We start from the raw sequence: 21,736 nt of genomic DNA on the forward strand, positions 1-21,736 counted from the left end.
GTGGCTTATGAAGACATTACTAACATCGCGGTGTGTTAATCAACGGGGAGCAGGTCAGGCACGCTCATGAGAGAACTGGGACTTGTGAGTTGTCAACAACCGACTCATCGTTATAAGCGCTGTGGCCATGAACACATCGCCATCCCGAATCATCTTGAGCGGCAGTTTGCAGTGACAGCGCCTAATCAGGTGTGGTGCGGCGACGTGACTTATATCTGGACCGGAACACGTTGGGCATACCTTGCCGTTGTTCTCGACCTGTTCGCGAGAAAACCGGTGGGTTGGGCAATGTCGTTCTCTCCGGACAGCAGGCTAACTATCAAAGCGCTGAAAATAGCGTGGGAAACTCGCGGCAAGCCAGAAGGTGTGATGTTCCACAGCGATCAAGGCAGTCATTATACGAGCAGGCAGTTCCGGCAGTTACTGTGGAGATACCGGATCAGGCAAAGCATGAGTCGGCGCGGGAACTGCTGGTATAACAGCCCAATGGAGCGGTTCTTCCGAAGCCTGAAAAATGAGTGGGTTCCAGTGACGGGATACATGAACTTCAGTGAGGCCTCTCATGCGATCACAGATTACATCGTGGGTTATTACAGCACGTTCAGGCCGCATGAATATAACGGTGGATTGCCACCAAACGAATCAGAAAGTCGATACTGGAAAAACTCTAAAGTGGTGGCCAGTTTTTGTTGACCACTACAAAGAGTTCTGTCTTGGTCAGCGGGCTGCAGGATTGCTTAGCATTAAGGTGGTTTAAGAGTTCGTTGAGCCTTTGATTTATCTCACCGAGCATTTTCCATGCGCTTCGGTTGATTTCTGGGACAACAACCGGTTGGTTTTTCATGAAGCACATGCGAAGCCATTCTCCCTTAGCATGTTGCTTTCGTTCATAATCCAAAGTATTTAACTCAGCGTTATTAAGTCTGACGCTGACGCAATGAATACGCAGATTCTCTGCAAGGGGAGGGTAATAGGTGGTATCCATAGAGGTTCCTTTTCTAATATATAGAGATAAGTATATTCCTTATGCTTGAAATATTTATATATGATATAGAGTTTTTGTCAATGTGGCGCGTGGTAATTTATATATATATGCAAAAATTAAATTTATTTTATGCCAGCATTTGAAAAGTTGGGTTTTAAGTATTGACAAGTTTTTATTATGATGTAAAACATAATTGTAATTTCAACGATATCGACTTATGATGTTTTTGAATTTATATAGTTAACTATTAACTTGCCCCATATATGGGGAACTGGAGGGGCTGCCGTAAGGTGGCCTCTCGACCTTTCTTGCATTGTTCTGCATAGGTGTAATTTTAAAAAAAACTCAATGCCTAATATAGATTGTTAACGAATTTCACTCATTGAAGCCTGAAGCTCTTAAGTTTACCCTTTTTAAACTGCAAGGCATAAAAAGCAAGGCTACTCAGCTTCGCTGAGTTAGCCCTTGCTTAAAAAACTATTTGGTCATGATATAAAAATACTAAAACATAACTCATTTGTAATCGGCTTTGAATCTTTTAAAATTGAAATATACATATGGTGCAGTCCATGATATCGAGTTGATTCACTGACCGTTCCATTGAATGATCCATTATAATATTCAGCGTTATGTACTCTTATCTTTTCTTTCGTAGCTGAATTGTTTTTTGCATCAATACCCGTATTTACCTTTCTAGACTTAATTTGTATGCCACTTTGAGCATGGGAAAAAAATTGCACCTTGAATTCCAAATCCAAGTTCCGATCCAAAGCTAACGAACAGGGATAATAATAGAACTCTCTTCCATTCTTATCAATTGCTTTTAAGCTAACTGATAAATCACTATTTTTTTGCCCATAGGGTAAAAAGCTAAAATATGATTTATTATCTAATTCATATTGATAATAATTTATTTGATTACCGCGAATGCTGTAATTAGGCTCAACATATTTGTACTCTTTATCATAAGGTTTCCCGTCTTTAGTTTTTTTTCTGGTTAGATAGCCTGTATATTCCGCTCCAAACCCTAAAAGTTTTTTTAAATTTGAACCTATCATTATTTTATTAGTTTTAGCCCTTTGCTGCAATTTTGCGGCTACATCTACATAATAAGAAGTAGCAGTAACTTCGAAAGCTCCAAACGCGCCATAATTACCCCATATAATATCGTCATTCTTCCCATAGTCTATTCCAATTCGAACTCCAATAGGATCTGCTATTTTAATACCACCAAAATAAGGTGTAATAACCTGCTCGACGAACTCGATAATATAAACGGCACAATTAATGGCATCAATCCCACTATCAATTATTTTTCCGCTACGATCTTTTTCATTACTCCTAAAGAAAGCCATTACTGCGTCGCCCATGATCCTATGCACATGACCATCAAAAGACTGAATGATCTCAATCGCATATTTTATAATTGTATTCTTAATATTAAATACGATTTCAGAAGGATAAAGCTTTCCTAGCTTAGTTGAACCCGCAATATCCAAAAATAAAGTAACTGAATATCCATTTTCTAGCACTGAGGTGTTTTTTAAATGTTCAAAATCAGGGTGGCAGCCAATGGTTCGCTTTGGTTCCGCTGGTTTATTAAATGCTCTCCTAATTGTCGAAGTAATTTCATTAGTCTCAATTAGTGATAATCCGAAAGATTCATTGGCAGCCAAGCTTTCCATTGAACCAGATACTGAACTACTTTTGAATATTGCGTCTGAATCATAGGCGAATGACTTTTTAAAGTTCTTAGAACTTCCGTTTAATCTTTCGTTAATTTCTTTATTAGCTAATGAAAAAATATCTTTAAATTCCATTTTCTTCCTCACGCATAAAATATGATAACACTACAAATAAAGCATAAAAAAACAGCCAACTTAAGTAAGTTAATAGATTTCTTATGTGCTTTATATTTTTTTACAAGACCATGCGAAAGGTTATATTGCAATGATACTAACCCTTCGAGTATATCTTTTTGGGCTATCGAATTAACTTTTTCTTCATAAACTTCTTCGCTTGCGTAAGAATAATAAGTGTCAATAAATGAGTAGATGTTTTCTTTTTTAGATTTATTTATATAAGGAATGGCTGTTTCTATTACCGTAAAAAATGCTAGGAATAATATTATGATTATTACTGCAGACAACAACTTAAATATAATAGAGATATCTGATATACCAGACGTACTTAATAGGTCAAGAGCCTTACCGATATTTGCAGAAATAGATACTATTAGCGCACTTATGAAAGTAATAATTATAGTGGATTTTGTATTAGCATAATTATGATAACTGTCAGTGCGAACAATTATTTTGTTAAATAACTCAATTTTTTTCTCGAGACTAAAACCAGATATTGAGGTTTCGTCTACAGGTTTAGAACAATTCTTACTATCTGATCGAATCATGATTAAGCGCCACTTACATAAGTTAATCTTTACTGTTAAGGATCAAAGAAGATGTTAAATGATTTTACATTCTACACCTTCCGCTTTAAAATCCAAGCAATAGGAATGATCCTAATGTTTTGGTTTGGTTAAGCTGTTGTTTCTTGTTGGTTTTTTGTAGGTCAGTGTAGATGTGTGGACTGCTTTTGAGCGGTTTTTTTCTAATTCTTTTCAGGAATCTAACCATTTGTGCTGTTTTTTTAAGCAGTCGGTTGAGTTGTTGAGTGAAGTTTAATTTAACATTTTATTAAATACAGTTTAATTTTTTATATTAATCACCTAAATCTTGGAGTGAAATAATGGCTAAAAAGACCAGAAAGACTAAAACCAGACTCAAAAGCCTTAATATTGTAAAGTTCCGAGCATTAAAAAATGTCGATATTGAGTTTGGAGAAGTACTTACAGTCATTTGTGGAAAAAATGGAACGTCAAAATCGTCTATTCTCGGTATTGCTGCACAAATATTCAGTTTTGAAAAAGACTATGTTAAAAATGAGATTTTAAATTTCAGGCAAGTCACTGGGATTCCATTCAAATCTCAATATAAAGAACACTTTAGAATTTCGGAAAAATTTGACACTGCTGGTTCAATGGAAGTTAATGTTGAACTTTTCGATGGGTACACTAATCAAGACAGCACGGGTCAACTTGAATTATCAAAGCGAGGGGATCTACCACGACCAGTAGTAAGAAAAAACAGCACTGTTAAAGATAAATCAAATACAAGTAGAAACTTTACTCACCCTGTCATTTTTTTAAGCCTAAAACGTTTATATCCTATAACAGATCGTGATTATACAATAAGCAGTTTTAAATATTTCAATGATAATAAAAGCAAGTTTATAAATTTAACTAATGAGCTATTAAATAGAACGTCGTCTTCCGCTACTGGAACTTCTGGAACTATTAGCTCTGCAGTGTCACATGGTGATAATTATGATCAAGATTCAGTTTCAGCTGGCGAAGACAACGCCGGGCAAATTATTTTAGCTCTTTTATCTTTTAGAAAGTTAAAAGAAGAATATGCTGAATACAAGGGAGGGTTGTTACTTATTGATGAAGCAGATGCAGGACTTTTCCCAGCAGCACAGACTAAGTTAGTAGATATTTTTGAAAGAGAGTGTAGAGAGTTAAACGTACAGGTAATAATAACAACTCACTCACCTACATTGATAGAGTATGCTCATGAATTGAGCAAGAAATACAGAGGCAACTTTAAAACTGTATATTTGAGTGATACATATGGTGCTGTTCAAACAATGCATGATATGTCTTGGTCTCAAATTAATGCCGATATACACACTAGGACCATTGCTAAAGCTGAGAATATTTCGCTTCCAAAAGTAAATGTTTACTATGAAGATAGAGAAGGTTATGACTTTTTCAAAGCACTGTTGCACTATCAGCAGATAAATAAATTTATCACTCCCCTGCCCGATATTACTTTAGGCTGCAGTAATTATATACAATTAGCCACAAAGAAAATTCCTGAATTTGCTACAAAAAGCATTGTTTGTTTGGATGCAGATGTTGAAGATAAAATCACCCCCAACTTGAAATCGATAGTACTGTTACCAGGTAGTTTGCCCCCCGATCAACTTATTTTTGAATATCTTTTTAACCTTAGCCCTGACAACGGTATATGGAAAAATAATTCCCTTTTCACACGTTCTGTTTTTACAAATATTGCCGCTGAAATAATTAGCGTGTTAAATATCCAAGATGATGAAATAAATCTCTCTGAAATCATTAGCGACTATCATAATAATGATAATGAAGAAAAAAGAAAGCTTCGAGTAATATTCAAAAAATTCTATAAACATGCTGATTTCCAAAGCTTTCTCAAAGAAAATGTTAAAAAAAATCCTTGGCATAATTGGATAAATGATAACATTGAACCCTCAAATAATTTCCTGTATAATTTTAATGAAATATTAATTAGAACTATGAAGAAAGGGTTTTATGTAGACAGTGAAAAACTTTCATTGTTAACAATAACACCTAGAGGGCGAAAGTAATGTATTCAAATAAGCTATATACTCCGCTTCGTTATCCTGGCGGCAAAGCTACTTTCGCGCCTTATATAGCTGAAATAATATCTAGTAATGACTTAGTTGGTGGGCATTATCTTGAGCCTTATGCAGGTGGTGCTGGTGTAGCTTTAGATCTTCTGTTTCATAATTATGTTGATCATATACATATCAATGATATTGATCCTGCAATTTATGCTTTTTGGGTCTGTATTACTAAACATACTCACGCCATCCTGGAGCTTCTGGACGCCACTCCAATTACCATTGAAGAATGGTATAAATGGAGAGATATACTTCAAGGAAAAACTGAATCCTCTTTCATTGAGAAAGGTTTTGCTACTCTTTTTTTAAATAGAACGAACCGCTCTGGAATTCTAAAAGCAGGAGTTATTGGCGGAAAAGAGCAAAAGGGCAATTACAAATTAGATGCAAGATTTAAAAAAGATGTAATTGCTGCCAGGATTAATAAAGTTGCTTCTTTTTCAGAGCGTATATCTGTCTATTGTGAAGACTCTCTTTCCCTTTTGCAAAAAAGCTCTGATTTTCTCCCAAAATCTTCACTGATTTATTTAGATCCTCCTTATTATGTTAAAGGCAAAGGATTGTATCGAAATTATTATGAACACAATGATCATCTTGAGATCGCAAAAGAATTGCAGTCAAAGGATTTTCCTTTCCCTTGGATTGTATCTTACGATAATGTTCCTGAAATCTGTAGCATGTATCAAAATAGTAAAAATTTAAATTATGATCTTAATTATACAGCGCAAAAGCGCTACGTTGGTAATGAAGTAATGTTTTTCAGCCCTAAAATTATTAATGCTAAAATAAAAATACCTAATAAAAAAACTGCATAATCTTAAAGTATCGCAAATTAGGTAGTATTTTGGATGTAACATTACTTGCCATACCCAAGGGGGAACTAAATTCACTTTTATATATATAAATTATATCAATAGTGTGTTTAGATTCCGAGTGTTTAATAACACGCTCATGCTTCTGAAATTTTCATTAAATGTCTTTAGGGTAGATATAGTTATTTAATCTACAGCTTGGGAATTTACCTATGATAGTTTCCAGTGTTGATAAGAAAGTATTCTTTAAGTATGTTAAATTTTAAAATACTATAAAATAATTATATATTTCAATTGATTGAGCTTTTTAACTTAGTACTGCTGCATCATTGGCGTATGGGTGCTCAAGTCCATTTGCTCTGCTTTTTTCATCTCATCTTTACTCAAGGTTGACTCTTCCTTTTGCCCGTCACGGTCAAGGCGGTGGTTTAACAGAGAGACAGACAGGGATGTCTGTACCGTGCAGGAATCTTACCAGTTTACGGCTTCTGCATCATCAGGGTTGCCACGGCGAGTCATGAACTTAACAAAGCCGCAGGCTGACAGAAAGCGCGTCAGTAAAGGGAGGCCTCAGCGTTCGGGCCACTTCACAAAACGTGCCGATGCAGCGGTAAAAAAAGCGATTTTTTATACGATCACGTTTGTATGTCTTCCTGCTGAACGATTAACATTAACATCCCTGGTCTGGCTTGTTATATGGATATCCAATGCGTTCTAAGCTTGCTCTTCTTCCACTTTTTGCCCTGCTTGCCGCCTGTAGCAGTAAGCCACACACTTCGCAGCCGCAGCCTCCTGCGGAACTGATTGCGCCGAAAGGCGGATTTTTACTGGAACCCGCACATGCGGTTCAACCGATGTTTGGTGATTTCGCCAGTAACCCTGTTGCAGAACAATTTATTGATAAAATGGTGGCGAAGCACGGCTTTGACCGTCAGCAACTCCACGCCATCATCGGCCAGGCAAAACGACTGGATTATGTCCTGCGTCTGATGGATCGCCAGGCTCCCTCGTATACACCACCAAGTGGGCCTAACGGTGCCTGGATCCGCTATCGCGATAAGTTTATTACGCCGGATAACGTACAAAATGGCGTGGCGTTCTGGAATCAATATCAGGATGCTCTGCAGCGCGCGCAGCAGGTCTATGGCGTTCCTCCGGAAATTATCGTCGGCATTATTGGCGTCGAAACGCGCTGGGGCCGTGTTATGGGCAAAACCCGTATTCTGGATGCACTGGCTACGCTTTCCTTTGATTATCCACGCCGTTCTGCCTATTTCAGCAGCGAACTGGAAACCTTTTTGCTGATGGCGCGTGATGAAAAAGACGATCCGCTCGATCTCAAAGGATCGTTTGCCGGTGCGATGGGCTATGGCCAGTTCATGCCATCGTCCTACAAAGCTTACGCTGTCGACTTCAATGGTGATGGCCATATTAATTTATGGGATCCGGTCGATGCGATAGGCAGCGTCGCGCACTATTTTCAGCAGAATGGCTGGCGTCCTGGCGAGAATGTGGCCGTGCCGGCCAGCGGCCAGGCACCGATGCTGGAGAATGGCTTTAAGACCCGTTACAGCGTCAGTACGCTGGCCGCGTCAGGACTTTCTCCCCAGGGTCCGCTGGACGGCAATGATCAGGTCAGCCTGCTGCGGCTGGATTTAGGCAGCAGTTATCAGTACTGGTACGGTTTACCTAACTTCTATGCCATTACGCGTTATAACAACAGCACGCATTATGCGATGGCTGTGTGGCAGTTGGGTGAAGCCGTCAGTAAGGCGCGCAAGGGCTCGCTGTTTTAATACTACCCTTATTAACTGTAAGGCTATATGATGGCGGCCCTGTATTTTGTGCCGCCGTTATTATCTGGAGTCGTTATGTCTTTACCTGCTTGTCCCGTTTGCCAGGCTGATTACACCTGGCAGGATGCTGAGAACCTAAACTGTCCGTCGTGTGGTCATATCTGGACGCAAGCTGAAGGCAGCGACAGCGCTCAGGAACAGGTCGTTCGCGATGCTAACGGCAATATACTGGCAGATGGCGACAGCGTAACGGTTGTCAAGGATCTCAAGGTGAAGGGCAGCTCTTCTGTGCTGAAGATTGGCACCCGCGTGAAGAGTATCCGGCTGGTAGAAGGCGACCACAATATCGATTGTAAAATTGACGGATTCGGTCCGATGAAGCTGAAGTCTGAGTTTGTCAAAAAGAACTGATGGTATTGGGCGCCCAGCGCGCCCGATTTCATGTGTCCTCACGTCGCCCTGATGCGTTACCGGTACTCACCGGCCCTGCCACAATCCGTTCACAGCTCCCCGGACATTATCCCTTTTGTTGCCTGAACGGGCACTTTATGCGTATTTATACGTCTATGTTCTGTGTGTCCGGAGCGCATGAGAGGTGAAACGTTATGCAAGACTGGGATCCCACGCTGTATCGCAAGTTCGAAGCCGAAAGAACACGACCGGCTCAGGAATTACTGCCCAGAATCAGGGTTGAAGATGTCCGTTTCGTTACCGATCTGGGGTGCGGCCCCGGCAACAGTACCGAGCTGCTTGTCGATGCCTGGCCACAGGCGCAGATTACGGGCCTCGACAGTTCTGCTGCCATGCTGGAGCAGGCGCGTGAACGTCTACCACAATGCGCATTTATTCAGGCTGATATCGCCACCTGGCAGGCCGCGATTCCACAGCAGGTTATCTATGCGAATGCCTCGCTACAGTGGCTGGGCGGTCATTCTTCGCTCTTACCACATCTCGTAAATCAGCTGGCACCCGGCGGTACGCTGGCCGTCCAGATGCCTGATAATCTGGATGAGCCTTCACATCAGTTAATGCGAGATGTGGCCACTTCCGGGCCGTGGCGTGACAAAATCAGCGCGCAGGCGGCCGAGCGCAAGCGATTACCTTCAACTGAACACTATTACGATGTGCTGACAACGGCCGGGTGTGCCGTTGATATCTGGCGGACCACCTATTATCACGTTATGGATAATGCCCAGGCCATCATCCACTGGTTGAAAGCCACCGGGCTGCGTCCGTTTCTTGCGCCACTTAGCGTATCTGAACAGGAACAGTTTCTGGCCGCCTATCACCAGTGCCTCATGACCGCGTATCCGGCGCGGCAGGACGGCAAGGTCTTACTGGCGTTTCCCCGGCTTTTCATGGTGGCGACACGTAATCGCTAAAATATCTGGATAGTCACACGCAATTTCTGCATTGCTTTACCCCAGGCGCTTGAAAAAGGGCAGGGCTTGCACCATGTTCAGTACTCGTTGACAGGGAGCGACAAAATGAATGATTCGCAGTTGCAGACGTTGAGTACGCAGATTGGTGAGGCGCTGAAGCAGCGTAATGCTACGGTGACCTGCGCCGAATCCTGCACCGGCGGCTGGATCGCCAAGGTGTTTACGGACATCAGTGGAAGCTCGGCCTGGTTTGAACGGGGATTCGTGACCTACAGTAATGAAGCCAAGCAGGAATTAGTCGGCGTCAGTGCCGCCTCACTGGCGCAATCTGGCGCGGTCAGTGAAGCCGTAGTGCGCGAAATGGCTGTCGGTGCCCGGCAGCAGGCGCGGGCCGATTACGCCATTTCCGTGAGCGGCATTGCTGGCCCGGAGGGGGGCAGTGAAGACAAACCCGTGGGAACGGTGTGGTTTGGCTTTGCCGGCCCCGACGATATTGTCATGGCTTTTCGCCAGCAGTTTGACGGTGACCGTGATGCGGTGCGCCGTCAGTCGGTTGCCTGGGCGCTGCAGACATTGGCCAGTAAATTTCTGAAAAATTAAACTTGATACTGTATGACTATACAGTATAATTATTCGCAACAGAAAGTGCACAGGCACCATGTGTGCGTGTTTACCCGGCATGATTAGGAGTAGAAATGGCAATTGATGAAAACAAACAGAAGGCTTTAGCTGCCGCGCTCGGCCAGATTGAGAAGCAATTTGGTAAAGGCTCCATCATGCGCTTGGGTGAAGACCGCTCAATGGATGTGGAAACCATCTCAACAGGCTCCCTGTCACTGGATATCGCATTAGGTGCGGGTGGATTGCCGATGGGCCGTATCGTCGAGATCTACGGTCCTGAAGCCTCGGGTAAAACCACGCTGACGCTGCAGGTGATTGCTGCCGCACAGCGTAAAGGTAAAACCTGTGCCTTTATCGATGCTGAACACGCACTGGATCCGGTCTACGCCAAGAAACTGGGCGTTGATATCGATAACCTGCTGTGTTCACAGCCCGATACGGGTGAACAGGCGCTGGAAATCTGTGACGCGCTGGCGCGCTCCGGTGCCGTTGACGTGATTATCGTCGACTCCGTTGCTGCCCTGACACCAAAAGCCGAAATTGAAGGCGAAATCGGTGACTCACATATGGGCCTGGCGGCGCGTATGATGAGCCAGGCGATGCGTAAGCTGGCCGGTAACCTGAAACAGTCGAATACGCTGCTGATCTTCATCAACCAGATTCGTATGAAAATTGGTGTGATGTTCGGTAATCCGGAAACCACCACCGGCGGTAACGCACTGAAGTTCTACGCGTCAGTTCGCCTTGATATCCGCCGTATTGGCGCCATCAAAGAGGGTGACAACGTCGTCGGTAGTGAAACCCGCGTTAAAGTGGTTAAGAACAAAATTGCTGCGCCCTTTAAGCAGGCTGAGTTCCAAATCATGTATGGCGAAGGGATCAACACCTTTGGCGAGCTGGTAGACCTCGGTGTGAAGCACAAGCTGATTGAAAAAGCGGGTGCCTGGTACAGCTATAAAGGCGATAAAATTGGTCAGGGTAAGGCAAACGCCAGCAACTTCCTCAAGGAAAATGCGGCTGTCGCGAACGAAATTGACCTGAAACTGCGCGACATGTTGCTCAACGGCGCTGAGCAAAACGACGCAGCGGACTTCTCCGCTGACGACGTTGAGAATGCAGCCAGCGAAGCAAACGAAGACTATTAATGCCTGAAACGGGAGCAGAGAAATCTGCTCCCGTTTGACGTTAACCTCTCACTTGCCTTTCCTCTTTCCTCCTCTGCCTCCATACTCTCTTTCCGTTTGTTAAAGGTGCGCAGTATGTCTGAACAACCTCAGCCACACGTTATCTCTTTTTCACGCCTGCTCGATCGGGCAATGCGCCTGCTGGGTCAGCGCGATCACAGTCGCGAAGAGCTCAAACAAAAACTGCAGTTATCTGCCCAGCGCAGTGCGTGGATAAAACAAAAAGAACCTGAAATTATCACTCCCGAGCTGTTGGAAAGGGTCATCAACTGGTGCAGCGAAAATGGCTGGCTGAACGATGAGCGCTTCACAGAGCGATTTATTCAGAGCCGCAGCCGTAAAGGCTTTGGCCCACAACGGATCCGGCTTGAGCTGGGGCAAAAGGGCATAAGCCGTGATGCGATTGATCTCGCCATGGAAGAGACGGAGATCGACTGGTCAGCCTGCGCAGCGGAACTGGCAGAAAAGAAATTTGGCCATCCGTTGCCGACCGAATGGAAAGAAAAAGCAAAAGTGCAACGCTATCTGCATGCAAAAGGCTTTCTGAGTGAAGATATTCAGCAGGTTTTCAGAAATTTTGACGACTAAAGGCCGATGTGATTTTACTTCCCTCCGAAGAATATTTATCTTACCCCTTTTGGTTCCTTAAGCTTGCTGCCGTGATAACGCGGTACGCCTGATAAAGAAGGACCTTTCGTTAGCGTGATTCCAGGATATATATGAGCAAGAGCACTGCTGAGATCCGTCAAGCGTTTCTCGACTTTTTCAATAGTAAGGGACATCAGGTTGTAGCAAGCAGCTCCCTGGTACCGAACAACGATCCGACGTTACTGTTTACTAACGCCGGAATGAACCAGTTTAAAGATGTGTTTCTCGGTCAGGACAAGCGTGACTATACCCGCGCCACCACTTCGCAGCGTTGCGTTCGTGCGGGCGGGAAGCATAACGACCTTGAAAACGTCGGTTACACCGCACGCCATCACACCTTTTTTGAAATGCTGGGCAACTTCAGCTTCGGCGACTATTTCAAAAAAGAAGCCATTGCCTATGCCTGGGAACTGCTGACCGGTGACCAATGGTTCAGGCTGCCGAAAGAGCGCCTTTGGGTTACTGTCTATGAAACCGATGACGAAGCGTTCGACATCTGGGCCAATGATATTGGTGTTCCGCGCGAACGTATTATCCGTATTGGCGACAACAAAGGCAGTGCTTACGCGTCAGATAACTTCTGGCAGATGGGGGACACGGGTCCTTGTGGTCCCTGCACCGAGATTTTCTACGATCATGGCGATCATATCTGGGGCGGACCGCCAGGCAGTCCTGAAGAGGACGGCGATCGTTACATCGAAATCTGGAACATCGTCTTCATGCAGTTTAACCGTCAGGCGGATGGCACCATGCTGCCATTACCTAAGCCGTCGGTAGATACCGGAATGGGGCTGGAACGCATCACGGCGGTCCTGCAACATGTGAATTCCAACTATGAAATCGATCTGTTCCAGAAGCTGATTAACGCGGTTGCTGAGGTCACTGGTGCGACCGATCTGAGCAATAAGTCGTTGCGCGTTATTGCCGATCATATCCGCTCCTGTGCATTCCTGATTGCGGATGGCGTGATCCCGTCGAACGAAAACCGCGGTTATGTTCTGCGCCGTATCATTCGTCGTGCAGTGCGTCACGGCAACATGTTGGGTGCGAAAGAGGCGTTCTTCTACAAACTGGTTGCGCCACTGATTGAGGTGATGGAGGCGGCTGGCGAAGAGCTGCAGCGCCAACAGGCTCAGGTTGAAAATGTTCTGAAGAGCGAAGAAGAGCAGTTTGCGAAAACGCTGGAGCGTGGCCTGGCCCTGCTTGATGACGAACTGGCTAAACTGAAAGGCGATACGCTGGATGGTGAAACTGTCTTCCGTTTGTACGATACCTTTGGTTTTCCTGCCGATTTAACGGCCGATGTCTGCCGTGAGCGTAATCTCAAAATTGACGAAGCCGGTTTTGAAAAAGCCATGGAACAACAGCGTCAACGGGCCCGTGAAGCCAGCGGCTTTGGCGCTGACTACAGCAATGTCATCCGCACAGATGCGGCCTCATCCTTTAAAGGCTATGACCAACTGGACCTGGCCGCGACGGTGAAAGGGCTGTTCGTCGCAGGTGAAGCGGTTGACACCGTTTCGGCAGGGCAGGATGCGGTGGTAGTGCTGGATGAAACGCCTTTCTATGGCGAGTCGGGTGGTCAGGTTGGCGATACCGGTGTGCTGAAAGGCAATAACGTTGAATTCCAGGTTCAGGATACGCAGAAATATGGCCAGGCAATTGGGCATATTGGCAAAGTGAGCAGCGGTCAGCTGCGCATTGGCGACCGCGTGGAGGCGGTGGTTGATGAAGCACGTCGTGCACGTATCCGTCTGAATCACTCCGCAACGCACTTAATGCATGCTGCATTGCGTCAGGTGCTGGGTGAGCACGTCGCACAGAAAGGCTCTCTGGTTAACGATAAATACCTGCGTTTTGACTTCTCTCATTTTGAGGCCATGAAACCTCAGGAGATTCGTCAGGTCGAAGATATTGTGAACGCGCAAATCCGTCGCAACTTACCGGTAGAAACCGACGTGATGGATCTTGAGGCGGCGAAGGCGAAAGGCGCAATGGCGCTGTTTGGCGAGAAATATGACCAACGCGTGCGTGTACTGACCATGGGCGATTTCTCTGTTGAACTCTGTGGTGGTACGCACGCTGCACGTACGGGGGATATTGGTCTGTTCCGTATTCAGGCTGAATCGGGTAGCGCAGCCGGTATTCGCCGCATTGAAGCGGTCACGGGTGAAGCGGCACTGGCGCAGGTTTATGCCCAGAGCAGTCAGTTACAGGACATTGCTCAGTTGGTGAAAGCCAACAGCAGTAACCTGAACGACAAAGTGCGTGGGCTGGTTGATCACGTGCGGTCGCTGGAAAAAGAATTACAGCAGTTGCGCGATCAGCAGGCGGCGCAGGAAAGTGCCCAGCTTGGCAACAACGCCATTGATGTGAAAGGCGCGAAGCTGCTGGTGACAGAGCTCAGTAACACCGATCCGAAAATGTTGCGCACTATGGTTGATGATCTTAAAAATCAGCTGGGTTCGGCCATCATTGTTCTGGCCACTGTCGCTGAGGGCAAAGTGTCATTGATTGCTGGCGTAACAAAAGATCTTACCGACCGCGTAAAAGCGGGAGAGCTGATTGCTGAACTTGCCCCGAAAGTGGGCGGGAAAGGCGGTGGTCGACCTGATATGGCGCAGGCAGGTGGCAGTGATGCTACGGCACTGAAAGGTGCGCTGGCAGGTGTTGAAGGATGGGTTTCGAGCCGTCTGTGATGAAATAAAATAATTCATCGTAGCAAGCGTCAGAACTGATGTTCCGGCGCTTTTTAATACGGTGTTAAATTTGCTAGTGACAAAGTCGGGTTGATGTAGCGTATTTCGGCTAAACTATTTATCAGCAGAATGTATTGGCGCGTTGATGTGCAATGGTGTATTTCTCATAACCTGTGTACAGCGTTAAGTGATGGATAACGCCGGGAAGCTGTATGAGCCCGACTCTTTTAATCTTTCAAGGAGCAAAGAATGCTTATTCTAACTCGTCGAGTTGGTGAAACCCTCATGATTGGCGATGAGGTGACTGTAACGGTGCTGGGCGTCAAAGGTAACCAGGTCCGTATTGGTGTTAACGCACCCAAAGAAGTGTCTGTGCATCGCGAAGAGATTTACCAGCGCATCCAGGCCGAAAAAACGCAACAAACTAACGTCTGACAGATTCTGCGTCTCGCACCTGTGCGAGACGCTCCCCTTTTTCCTCCCGCCGCTTAATTTCCTTTTTTCTGTTTATCGCCCATTTTTGTTAACTTCATCATCTTTCATTGTTGATTATTCACCCTTTTTGCCGTCATTTTGTCCCAATTGCCTGTCATTTGTGCAAACAGAAAAAACCTTCCGAAAAATTGTTTGACTTATAAGTCCGGGAAAGTAATATGTGCGCCACGCAGTGCCGATGAGCGGAAGCAAAGTTCAGAAGCGCAGTTCGGAAGAACGCGTAAGGTGAGGTGGCCGAGAGGCTGAAGGCGCTCCCCTGCTAAGGGAGTATACGGTCAAAAGCTGTATCGAGGGTTCGAATCCCTCCCTCACCGCCATTTCCGATGCATCCGTAGCTCAGCTGGATAGAGTACTCGGCTACGAACCGAGCGGTCGGAGGTTCGAATCCTCCCGGATGCACCATATCGTTGAATATGGACACGTTGATGCAAGGCTACGCGCCAGCAGAGAACGGTATCGGAACAGAGTTGTAAAGTGAATTAGCAATTCCTTCATGGTGAGTCGTTAGCACCCTGCGTTGTACAAGAATTTCATAATGCATCCGTAGCTCAGCTGGATAGAGTACTCGGCTACGAACCGAGCGGTCGGAGGTTCGAATCCTCCCGGATGCACCATACTTTCCAGTATGGACGTGTGTTCCTGGTCTGTAAGACATTTAATCTGTCAGTCAGAACCAGGGAGGATAACGTTGCGACAGCAACAGCCCGAAGGGTAAGGCGCGAGCCGAATCATCCTCCCGGATACACCATTCTTCGTATTATCCCCAGGTTGATTTCTGCCGTTCCATAAAAGATTTCTAAATGCATCCGTAGCTCAGCTGGATAGAGTACTCGGCTACGAACCGAGCGGTCGGAGGTTCGAATCCTCCCGGATGCACCATACTTTTCAGTGTGGACGTGTGTTCCTGGTCTGTAAGCCATTTAATCTGTCAGTCAGAACCAGCATTGCGTCAGCAACGGACAGAAGGGGAAGGCGCGAGCCGAATCATCCTCCCGGATGCACCATTCTTCGTATTATCCCCAGACTGGCTTCTGCCGTCCCATAAAGCTTTCTAAATGCATCCGTAGCTCAGCTGGATAGAGTACTCGGCTACGAACCGAGCGGTCGGAGGTTCGAATCCTCCCGGATGCACCATACTTTTCAGTACGAACATGTGTTCCTGGTCTGTAAGCCATTCAGCCTGTCAGTCAGAACCAGGGAGGATAACGTTGCGACAGCAACGGCCCGAAGGGTAAGGCGTCAGCCGAATCATCCTCCCGGATGCACCCTACTTTTCAGTACGAACATGTGTTCCTGGTCTGTAAGCCATTCAGTCTGCCAGTCAGAACCAGCGTTGCGTCAGCAACGGCCCGAAGGGTAAGGCGCGAGCCGAATCATCCTCCCGGTGTATCGCGATTAATCTTCAAACGCCTTCTCTCTGCGCTCCACCTGACAGTCCACACAACCTCGCCACGCGTGCTAAACGCAAAAGCAAGGATTGGCGTCGTGTATTTCATTCAACGCCGTCCTGGTGCAGCAGGTGCGTAACAGCCAGCCTTACCGTCGCAATCCAGAACGCCAACTTAACTGTTTTAGTCATAAACATAGTATTGAATTCCTCTCGATCAGGCTGATTTTGTAAGGAATATCGTGTTTATCGCGACGTAAACTTTCTGTCCCGGATGGCAGGCACTTCGGCTTTCTTAACATAATGCTTACGTTCTGCTTTCCTGCTAAAACCATTGGAAATTCGAAGGGTTACAGGCTTTCCATCACGATCACCTTTATCTGAAAACTAAAATAGCTAATGCTTTCAAAGCATTTGCTGTTCATCCCGCCTGGCGACAACCTACGCACATTCAGCTAAAGTAGTGGCTCATTTGTTGGAGGTCCTCTGTGACAATCTACGATCAATACGACGCCCTGATTTTCGATATGGACGGGACTATTCTTGATACAGAACCGACACATCGAAAAGCGTGGCGTCAGGTGCTGACGCGTTATGGCTTAACGTTTGATGAAGCGCGCATGATGGATTTCAATGGTGCGCCATCATGGCGGCTGGCGCAGCTAATTGTCGAAACCAATAACGCCGATCACGATCCTTATCTGCTTGCCGCAGAAAAAACGGAGGCAGTGAAAGCGATGCTGCTGGAAAATGTCCAGCCGCTTCCGTTAATGGACGTCGTTAAGGCTTATCACGGACGTCGACCACTGGCTGTTGGCACCGGTAGCCAGCACGCCATGGCAGATGCACTTCTTAATCATCTGGGTGTCAGAGATCTCTTCTCGGCGGTGGTTGGGGCGGATGACGTCGAGCATCACAAACCGGAGCCCGAGACGTTCCTGCGCTGTGCGGCATTACTGGGCGTTGAACCGGCGCGTTGTGTGGTATTTGAAGACGCAGATTTTGGCGTACAGGCAGCGAAAGCCGCAGGTATGGCCGTGGTTGATGTCCGTCTGCTGTGAGCGAGACGCTGGCATATCTGTCTTTATTGAGCAGCAGCTTTCTTAGTGCGACGCTACTTCCGGGTAGCTCAGAGGCGCTGTTGGTTGCATTGCTGATCGCGAAAAGCGCATCAGTTTACGGGTTGATTGGAGTCGCATCGTTAGGGAATACCCTGGGTGGCTTGACCAACATAATTTTGGGTCGCTTATTGCCGTTAAAACGTCAGGGGCGATGGCATGAAACAGCAATGGCATGGTTGCAGCGGCTTGGGCCAGCGGCTTTGTTATTGAGTTGGTTGCCGGTAGTCGGTGATTTGCTCTGCGTGCTTGCAGGCTGGTTGCGTTTTGCCTGGCTACCTACTGTGCTGTTTCTGGCGATTGGCAAAACTCTGCGTTACATCGTTATTGCGACCGCCACATTACAGGGCATGGAATGGTGGCATTGATTCGTACAGATTCGGGGCTAGGGTTAACACTATGCTGAACAAAAATAAATTATTCACACAGCCGGAGGTTAATGTGATCCCCGACGTATCAAAAGCGTTATCCTGGCTGGAGGCGCATCCTGATGCATTAAAAGGCATTGGTCGTGGCATCGAACGTGAAACGTTGCGCGTGCAGCCGGATGGACATCTTGCAACGACTGCGCATCCTGCGTCGCTCGGATCGGCGCTTAAGCATGACTGGGTCACCACTGACTTTGCTGAGACGCTGTTGGAGTTCATTACCCCAGTCGATCACAGCATTGAGCATATGCTGGCGTTTTTGCGCGATGTCCACCGCCATGTTGCGGATGAGCTCGGTGACGAACGCATGTGGCCTTTCAGCATGCCTTGCCTGATTGAGGACGCCAATAAGATTACGTTGGCGCAGTATGGCACATCGAATATTGGTCGGATGAAAACGCTGTATCGCCAGGGGCTTAAAAACCGCTATGGTGCGCTGATGCAAACCATCTCCGGCATTCACTATAATTTCTCTCTGCCGCTGTCGTTCTGGCAGGCATGGGCAGACGTAAAAGATTACGAAAGTGGTAAAGAGACGATTTCTGCGGGCTATCTGCGCCTGATTCGTAACTATTATCGCTTTGGCTGGGTCATTCCTTATTTGTTTGGCGCATCGCCCGCTATCTGCTCCAGCTTCCTGCAGGGCAAAGAAAGCGCACTGCCGTTTAAACACGATGACAAAGGCACGCTGTGGCTGCCTTACGCGACATCGTTACGTCTGAGCGACCTGGGTTACACCAACAAGTCACAAAGCGCATTGGGCATTACCTTTAATTCCCTTGAGGGTTACGTCAGCGCACTGAAAAAAGCGATTAAAACGCCTTCAGAAGACTTTGTGAAGATGGGCACCCGGGATGCTGAGGGCAACTGGTTACAGCTGAATACCAACGTATTGCAGATTGAAAATGAACTCTATGCGCCGATTCGTCCGAAACGCGTTACCCGTTCCGGAGAAGCTCCATCAGATGCGTTGTTACGGGGTGGCATTGAGTACATTGAAGTGCGTTCCATGGACATTAATCCCTTCTCACCTGTTGGTGTGGATGAGAATCAGGTCCGCTTCCTCGATCTGTTCCTGATCTGGTGCACGCTGGCAGACGCGCCTGAAATGAGCGCTGATGAATTACAATGTAGCCGGCAGAACTGGAACCGCGTGGTGCTGGAAGGACGTAAGCCTGACCTGAAGATTGCGGTAGGATGTGGTGAGGCGGAATATTCACTGCGCGAGGTGGGCAAAACCTTGTTCGCCGACCTGCGCCGCGTAGCAGAAGCGCTGGACAGTAATCAGGGCACCACTGAATATCAGCAGGTCTGCGATGAACTGGTAGCATCCTTTGACGATCCTGAGCTAACCTACTCGGCGCGTATTCTGAATGCCATGAAAGAACACGGCGTAACGGGCACGGGGATTATGCTGGCGGAACAGTATCGTCAGCTGCTGGTTAATGAGCCGCTGGAAGTGTTAAAGCCAGAGGACTTTGCGCAACAGGCGCAGGCATCTGTTGCGGCGCAACAGCAGCTTGAAGCGAGTGATACGCTGGATTTTGAAACCTATCTGGCCAGCCGGGAAGGGTAGAAAAGAAAAAGGCCACATCACTGTGGCCAAATTAACATCTCTGTTGTCAGGGATGGATGATAACAAATGCGCGTCTTTCATATATTCAGACGCTGGGCGATCGGAAAAGTTTCATCGTTCATAAAAAATTTTTCAGACTAAGAGGTGACGTATGCCATTACTGGATAGTTTTACTGTAGATCATACCATCATGGCCGCGCCCGCCGTGCGTGTTGCAAAAACCATGAAGACGCCGCATGGCGATACGATTACCGTTTTCGATCTGCGTTTTTGTCGCCCCAATATCGATATTCTGACTGAACGTGGCATCCATACGCTTGAGCATCTGTTTGCAGGTTTTATGCGTAACCACCTCAACGGTGATGGCGTAGAAATTGTCGATATTTCACCTATGGGTTGCCGTACCGGCTTCTACATGAGCCTGATTGGTGCGCCAGATGAGCAACGTGTGGCACAGGCCTGGAAAGGCGCGATGGAAGATGTGCTGAAAGTGAAAGATCAGAGCCAGATTCCTGAGCTGAATGAATACCAGTGTGGGAGTTACAAGCTGCATTCGCTGGATGAAGCGCAGCAAATTGCCCGTAATGTGCTGGCACAGGAGATCGGCGTTAACCACAATGACGACCTGAAACTACCTGCTGAAAAGCTGAAAGAGCTGCACATCTAGTCTGGGCTGTTCTCACAAAAACGCCGCGCATACGCGGCGTTTTTTATTGGGTTACGGCTCGCCGTTTATGCAAAAAGCCGGAGCCAGGCCAATAAAAAGCCGCCTATTCTGCTCAGGAGCCTACAGACTGTTTAAGCGGCGTCTGTGGCGTAATGCGCACCTGCTTAATCATATTATCCTGCACATCCAGGATATCGACGTCGTAATGATTCACCCGGACTCGCGTATTAACGGTGGGGATCTCTTCCAGCGCCTCCAGCAGCATGCCGTTAATCGTGCGCGCTTCCTGCTCGGGTAACTGCCAGTTGAAAGCTTTGTTGATCTCACGAATATTGGCGCTGCCTTCAATGAGCACCGAGCCATCGTTTTGCGGCATGACCTCTTCGGCCAGTGACGGCGACATCGAGGTAGTGAAGTCCCCGACAATTTCTTCCAGAATATCCTCGATAGAGATTAACCCTTTAATATCGCCATATTCATCAACGACCAGACCGGTCTTTTTCTTGTTGCGCTGAAACTTCACCAACTGCGTATTAAGCGGAGTGCCTTCCGGGATGTAGTAAATTTCATCAGCGGCACGCAGCAACATCTCTTTAGTGAACTCTTTTTTCTCCGTCATCATGCGCCAGGCTTCACGCACGCGCAGCATGCCCACGCAGTCATCCAGTGAGTCGCGGAACAGTACAATACGACCGTGCGGTGAGTGGCTGAGCTGACGAATCACGGATTTCCAGTCGTCATTGATATTGATGCCGACGATTTCATTGCGTGGCACCATAATATCGTCCACGCTGACCTTTTCCAGGTCCAGTACGGACAGCAACATGTCCTGGTTGCGTCGGGACATGTGCGTACGTGATTCATAAACGATAGTGCGCAGTTCCTCTTTACTTAACGCGGAACTGATAGCCCCTTCTGCCCGAATGCCAACAAGACGCATCAGTAGACGCGTAATGGTATTCAGTAACCAGACCAGCGGCAGCATAACGTACTGCAGCGGGCCCAGCAGAAAGCTACTGGGATAGGCGACTTTTTCTGGATAAAGCGCAGCAACGGTTTTAGGGAGCACCTCGGCAAAAACCAGCACGACAAAGGTCAGAACACCCGTCGCAATCGCCACACCGGCGTCACCATACAGGCGCATTCCCACAATGGTGCCAATGGCGGACGCAAGGATATTGACCAGGTTATTCCCGATGAGCACCAGGCTGATAAGGCGATCGGGACGCTTTAACAACTTTTCAACGCGGCGGGCGGCGCGGTGACCATTTTTTGCCTGATGACGCAATTTATACCGATTGAGCGTCATCATGCCGGTCTCAGAACCCGAAAAGTAGGCTGAAACCAACACCATGATGATGAGCGTGACAATCAGGGTCGTGGTCGAAACATGTTCCACCGCAAAACTTCCTTT

The 21,736-nt window shown here is 46.7% G+C and carries 18 protein-coding genes, 5 tRNA genes and 1 pseudogene; 20 read left to right on the forward strand and 4 right to left on the reverse strand.

The genetic code is table 11. From position 1 onward, the window contains the following. Positions 1 to 54 precede the first annotated feature (54 nt). Positions 55 to 693 (forward strand): annotated as a pseudogene (locus tag C1N58_RS01705) (IS3 family transposase); the annotation flags it as partial. Here C1N58_RS01705 and C1N58_RS01710 read toward each other — a convergent pair. From C1N58_RS01710 to C1N58_RS01720, 3 genes are all read right to left on the reverse strand, one after another. Continuing rightward, complete coding sequence (locus tag C1N58_RS01710) at positions 668 to 985, reverse strand: hypothetical protein (protein WP_394551383.1); 318 nt, start codon at positions 983 to 985, stop codon at positions 668 to 670. The pseudogene C1N58_RS01705 and the gene C1N58_RS01710 overlap by 26 nt on opposite strands. A gap of 485 nt (positions 986 to 1,470) precedes the next feature. Continuing rightward, positions 1,471 to 2,805 (reverse strand): nucleotide-binding domain-containing protein, encoded by a 1,335-nt coding sequence (locus tag C1N58_RS01715; RefSeq protein WP_394551381.1) that lies wholly within the window; start codon positions 2,803 to 2,805, stop codon positions 1,471 to 1,473. Positions 2,806 to 2,813: 8 nt separating this feature from the next. Beyond that, on the reverse strand, positions 2,814 to 3,395 hold the full coding sequence (locus C1N58_RS01720) for a hypothetical protein (protein WP_394551379.1): 582 nt from the start codon (positions 3,393 to 3,395) through the stop codon (positions 2,814 to 2,816). 338 nt (positions 3,396 to 3,733) lie between these two features. Here C1N58_RS01720 and C1N58_RS01725 point away from each other — a divergent pair, with 338 nt between their 5' ends. The 19 genes from C1N58_RS01725 (at position 3,734) to luxS (ending at position 20,322) form a co-directional block, all read left to right on the forward strand. Then, the gene (locus C1N58_RS01725) at positions 3,734 to 5,452 is read left to right on the forward strand and encodes an AAA family ATPase (RefSeq protein WP_394564516.1); all 1,719 of its coding nucleotides are present in this window, start codon (positions 3,734 to 3,736) and stop codon (positions 5,450 to 5,452) included. Next, positions 5,452 to 6,324 carry a DNA adenine methylase gene (locus tag C1N58_RS01730; protein WP_394564517.1) on the forward strand — a complete coding sequence of 291 codons (873 nt, stop codon included), beginning with the start codon at positions 5,452 to 5,454 and terminating at the stop codon, positions 6,322 to 6,324. Before C1N58_RS01725 ends, C1N58_RS01730 begins: the two co-directional genes overlap by 1 nt. Before the next feature lie 704 nt (positions 6,325 to 7,028). After that, complete coding sequence (gene mltB, locus C1N58_RS01735; protein WP_054633239.1) at positions 7,029 to 8,117, forward strand: lytic murein transglycosylase B; 1,089 nt, start codon at positions 7,029 to 7,031, stop codon at positions 8,115 to 8,117. A 75-nt stretch (positions 8,118 to 8,192) separates the two neighbouring features. Further along, on the forward strand, positions 8,193 to 8,528 hold the full coding sequence (locus tag C1N58_RS01740) for a zinc ribbon domain-containing protein YjdM (RefSeq protein ID WP_006120723.1): 336 nt from the start codon (positions 8,193 to 8,195) through the stop codon (positions 8,526 to 8,528). A 194-nt stretch (positions 8,529 to 8,722) separates the two neighbouring features. Beyond that, positions 8,723 to 9,499: a trans-aconitate 2-methyltransferase gene (gene tam / locus C1N58_RS01745; RefSeq protein WP_054633240.1), complete on the forward strand. Its 777-nt coding sequence runs from the start codon at positions 8,723 to 8,725 to the stop codon at positions 9,497 to 9,499. A gap of 105 nt (positions 9,500 to 9,604) precedes the next feature. Further along, positions 9,605 to 10,099 carry a nicotinamide-nucleotide amidase gene (gene pncC, locus C1N58_RS01750; protein ID WP_054633241.1) on the forward strand — a complete coding sequence of 165 codons (495 nt, stop codon included), beginning with the start codon at positions 9,605 to 9,607 and terminating at the stop codon, positions 10,097 to 10,099. Between the two features lie 95 nt (positions 10,100 to 10,194). After that, positions 10,195 to 11,265, forward strand: coding sequence for a recombinase RecA (gene recA, locus C1N58_RS01755; protein ID WP_006120721.1), 1,071 nt, complete (start codon positions 10,195 to 10,197; stop codon positions 11,263 to 11,265). A 114-nt stretch (positions 11,266 to 11,379) separates the two neighbouring features. Next, on the forward strand, positions 11,380 to 11,892 hold the full coding sequence (locus C1N58_RS01760) for a regulatory protein RecX (protein ID WP_080752857.1): 513 nt from the start codon (positions 11,380 to 11,382) through the stop codon (positions 11,890 to 11,892). Between the two features lie 131 nt (positions 11,893 to 12,023). After that, the gene (gene alaS, locus C1N58_RS01765) at positions 12,024 to 14,651 is read left to right on the forward strand and encodes an alanine--tRNA ligase (RefSeq protein ID WP_054687162.1); all 2,628 of its coding nucleotides are present in this window, start codon (positions 12,024 to 12,026) and stop codon (positions 14,649 to 14,651) included. Between the two features lie 249 nt (positions 14,652 to 14,900). After that, entirely contained in the window at positions 14,901 to 15,086 is a 186-nt protein-coding gene (csrA, locus tag C1N58_RS01770) for a carbon storage regulator CsrA (RefSeq protein WP_006120718.1), read from the forward strand. A 284-nt stretch (positions 15,087 to 15,370) separates the two neighbouring features. Further along, positions 15,371 to 15,463, forward strand: a tRNA-Ser gene (locus tag C1N58_RS01775). 8 nt (positions 15,464 to 15,471) lie between these two features. Then, a tRNA-Arg gene (locus C1N58_RS01780) sits at positions 15,472 to 15,548 on the forward strand. Positions 15,549 to 15,683: 135 nt separating this feature from the next. After that, positions 15,684 to 15,760: transfer RNA gene (locus tag C1N58_RS01785), tRNA-Arg, on the forward strand. A gap of 188 nt (positions 15,761 to 15,948) precedes the next feature. Beyond that, positions 15,949 to 16,025 (forward strand) — tRNA-Arg (locus C1N58_RS01790). Between the two features lie 178 nt (positions 16,026 to 16,203). Beyond that, positions 16,204 to 16,280, forward strand: a tRNA-Arg gene (locus C1N58_RS01795). Positions 16,281 to 17,027: 747 nt separating this feature from the next. Continuing rightward, complete coding sequence (gene yqaB / locus C1N58_RS01800; RefSeq protein WP_394564864.1) at positions 17,028 to 17,594, forward strand: fructose-1-phosphate/6-phosphogluconate phosphatase; 567 nt, start codon at positions 17,028 to 17,030, stop codon at positions 17,592 to 17,594. After that, complete coding sequence (locus C1N58_RS01805) at positions 17,591 to 18,019, forward strand: YqaA family protein (RefSeq protein ID WP_006120716.1); 429 nt, start codon at positions 17,591 to 17,593, stop codon at positions 18,017 to 18,019. Before yqaB ends, C1N58_RS01805 begins: the two co-directional genes overlap by 4 nt. Before the next feature lie 31 nt (positions 18,020 to 18,050). Further along, positions 18,051 to 19,655, forward strand: coding sequence for a glutamate--cysteine ligase (gshA, locus tag C1N58_RS01810; protein ID WP_054633243.1), 1,605 nt, complete (start codon positions 18,051 to 18,053; stop codon positions 19,653 to 19,655). A gap of 151 nt (positions 19,656 to 19,806) precedes the next feature. Further along, on the forward strand, positions 19,807 to 20,322 hold the full coding sequence (luxS, locus tag C1N58_RS01815) for an S-ribosylhomocysteine lyase (protein WP_054633244.1): 516 nt from the start codon (positions 19,807 to 19,809) through the stop codon (positions 20,320 to 20,322). 112 nt (positions 20,323 to 20,434) lie between these two features. Here the strand turns inward: luxS and C1N58_RS01820 are convergent, their stop codons facing one another. Beyond that, positions 20,435 to 21,721, reverse strand: coding sequence for an HlyC/CorC family transporter (locus C1N58_RS01820; RefSeq protein WP_033739517.1), 1,287 nt, complete (start codon positions 21,719 to 21,721; stop codon positions 20,435 to 20,437). Positions 21,722 to 21,736: the final 15 nt, after the last annotated feature.

Source organism: Pantoea sp. SGAir0180 (assembly GCF_043546245.1).

What these genes read in the sequence shown, in the direction of transcription:
- luxS (WP_054633244.1), top strand. Translation starts at nt 19,807, where the DNA reads ATGCCATTACTGGATAGTTTTACTGTAGATCATACCATCATGGCCGCG.
- C1N58_RS01720 (WP_394551379.1), bottom strand. Translation starts at nt 3,395, where the DNA reads ATGATTCGATCAGATAGTAAGAATTGTTCTAAACCTGTAGACGAAACC.
- tam (WP_054633240.1), top strand. Translation starts at nt 8,723, where the DNA reads ATGCAAGACTGGGATCCCACGCTGTATCGCAAGTTCGAAGCCGAAAGA.
- csrA (WP_006120718.1), top strand. Translation starts at nt 14,901, where the DNA reads ATGCTTATTCTAACTCGTCGAGTTGGTGAAACCCTCATGATTGGCGAT.
- C1N58_RS01725 (WP_394564516.1), top strand. Translation starts at nt 3,734, where the DNA reads ATGGCTAAAAAGACCAGAAAGACTAAAACCAGACTCAAAAGCCTTAAT.
- C1N58_RS01740 (WP_006120723.1), top strand. Translation starts at nt 8,193, where the DNA reads ATGTCTTTACCTGCTTGTCCCGTTTGCCAGGCTGATTACACCTGGCAG.
- gshA (WP_054633243.1), top strand. Translation starts at nt 18,051, where the DNA reads ATGCTGAACAAAAATAAATTATTCACACAGCCGGAGGTTAATGTGATC.
- C1N58_RS01715 (WP_394551381.1), bottom strand. Translation starts at nt 2,805, where the DNA reads ATGGAATTTAAAGATATTTTTTCATTAGCTAATAAAGAAATTAACGAA.
- C1N58_RS01710 (WP_394551383.1), bottom strand. Translation starts at nt 985, where the DNA reads ATGGATACCACCTATTACCCTCCCCTTGCAGAGAATCTGCGTATTCAT.
- C1N58_RS01760 (WP_080752857.1), top strand. Translation starts at nt 11,380, where the DNA reads ATGTCTGAACAACCTCAGCCACACGTTATCTCTTTTTCACGCCTGCTC.
- alaS (WP_054687162.1), top strand. Translation starts at nt 12,024, where the DNA reads ATGAGCAAGAGCACTGCTGAGATCCGTCAAGCGTTTCTCGACTTTTTC.
- pncC (WP_054633241.1), top strand. Translation starts at nt 9,605, where the DNA reads ATGAATGATTCGCAGTTGCAGACGTTGAGTACGCAGATTGGTGAGGCG.
- mltB (WP_054633239.1), top strand. Translation starts at nt 7,029, where the DNA reads ATGCGTTCTAAGCTTGCTCTTCTTCCACTTTTTGCCCTGCTTGCCGCC.
- recA (WP_006120721.1), top strand. Translation starts at nt 10,195, where the DNA reads ATGGCAATTGATGAAAACAAACAGAAGGCTTTAGCTGCCGCGCTCGGC.
- C1N58_RS01730 (WP_394564517.1), top strand. Translation starts at nt 5,452, where the DNA reads ATGTATTCAAATAAGCTATATACTCCGCTTCGTTATCCTGGCGGCAAA.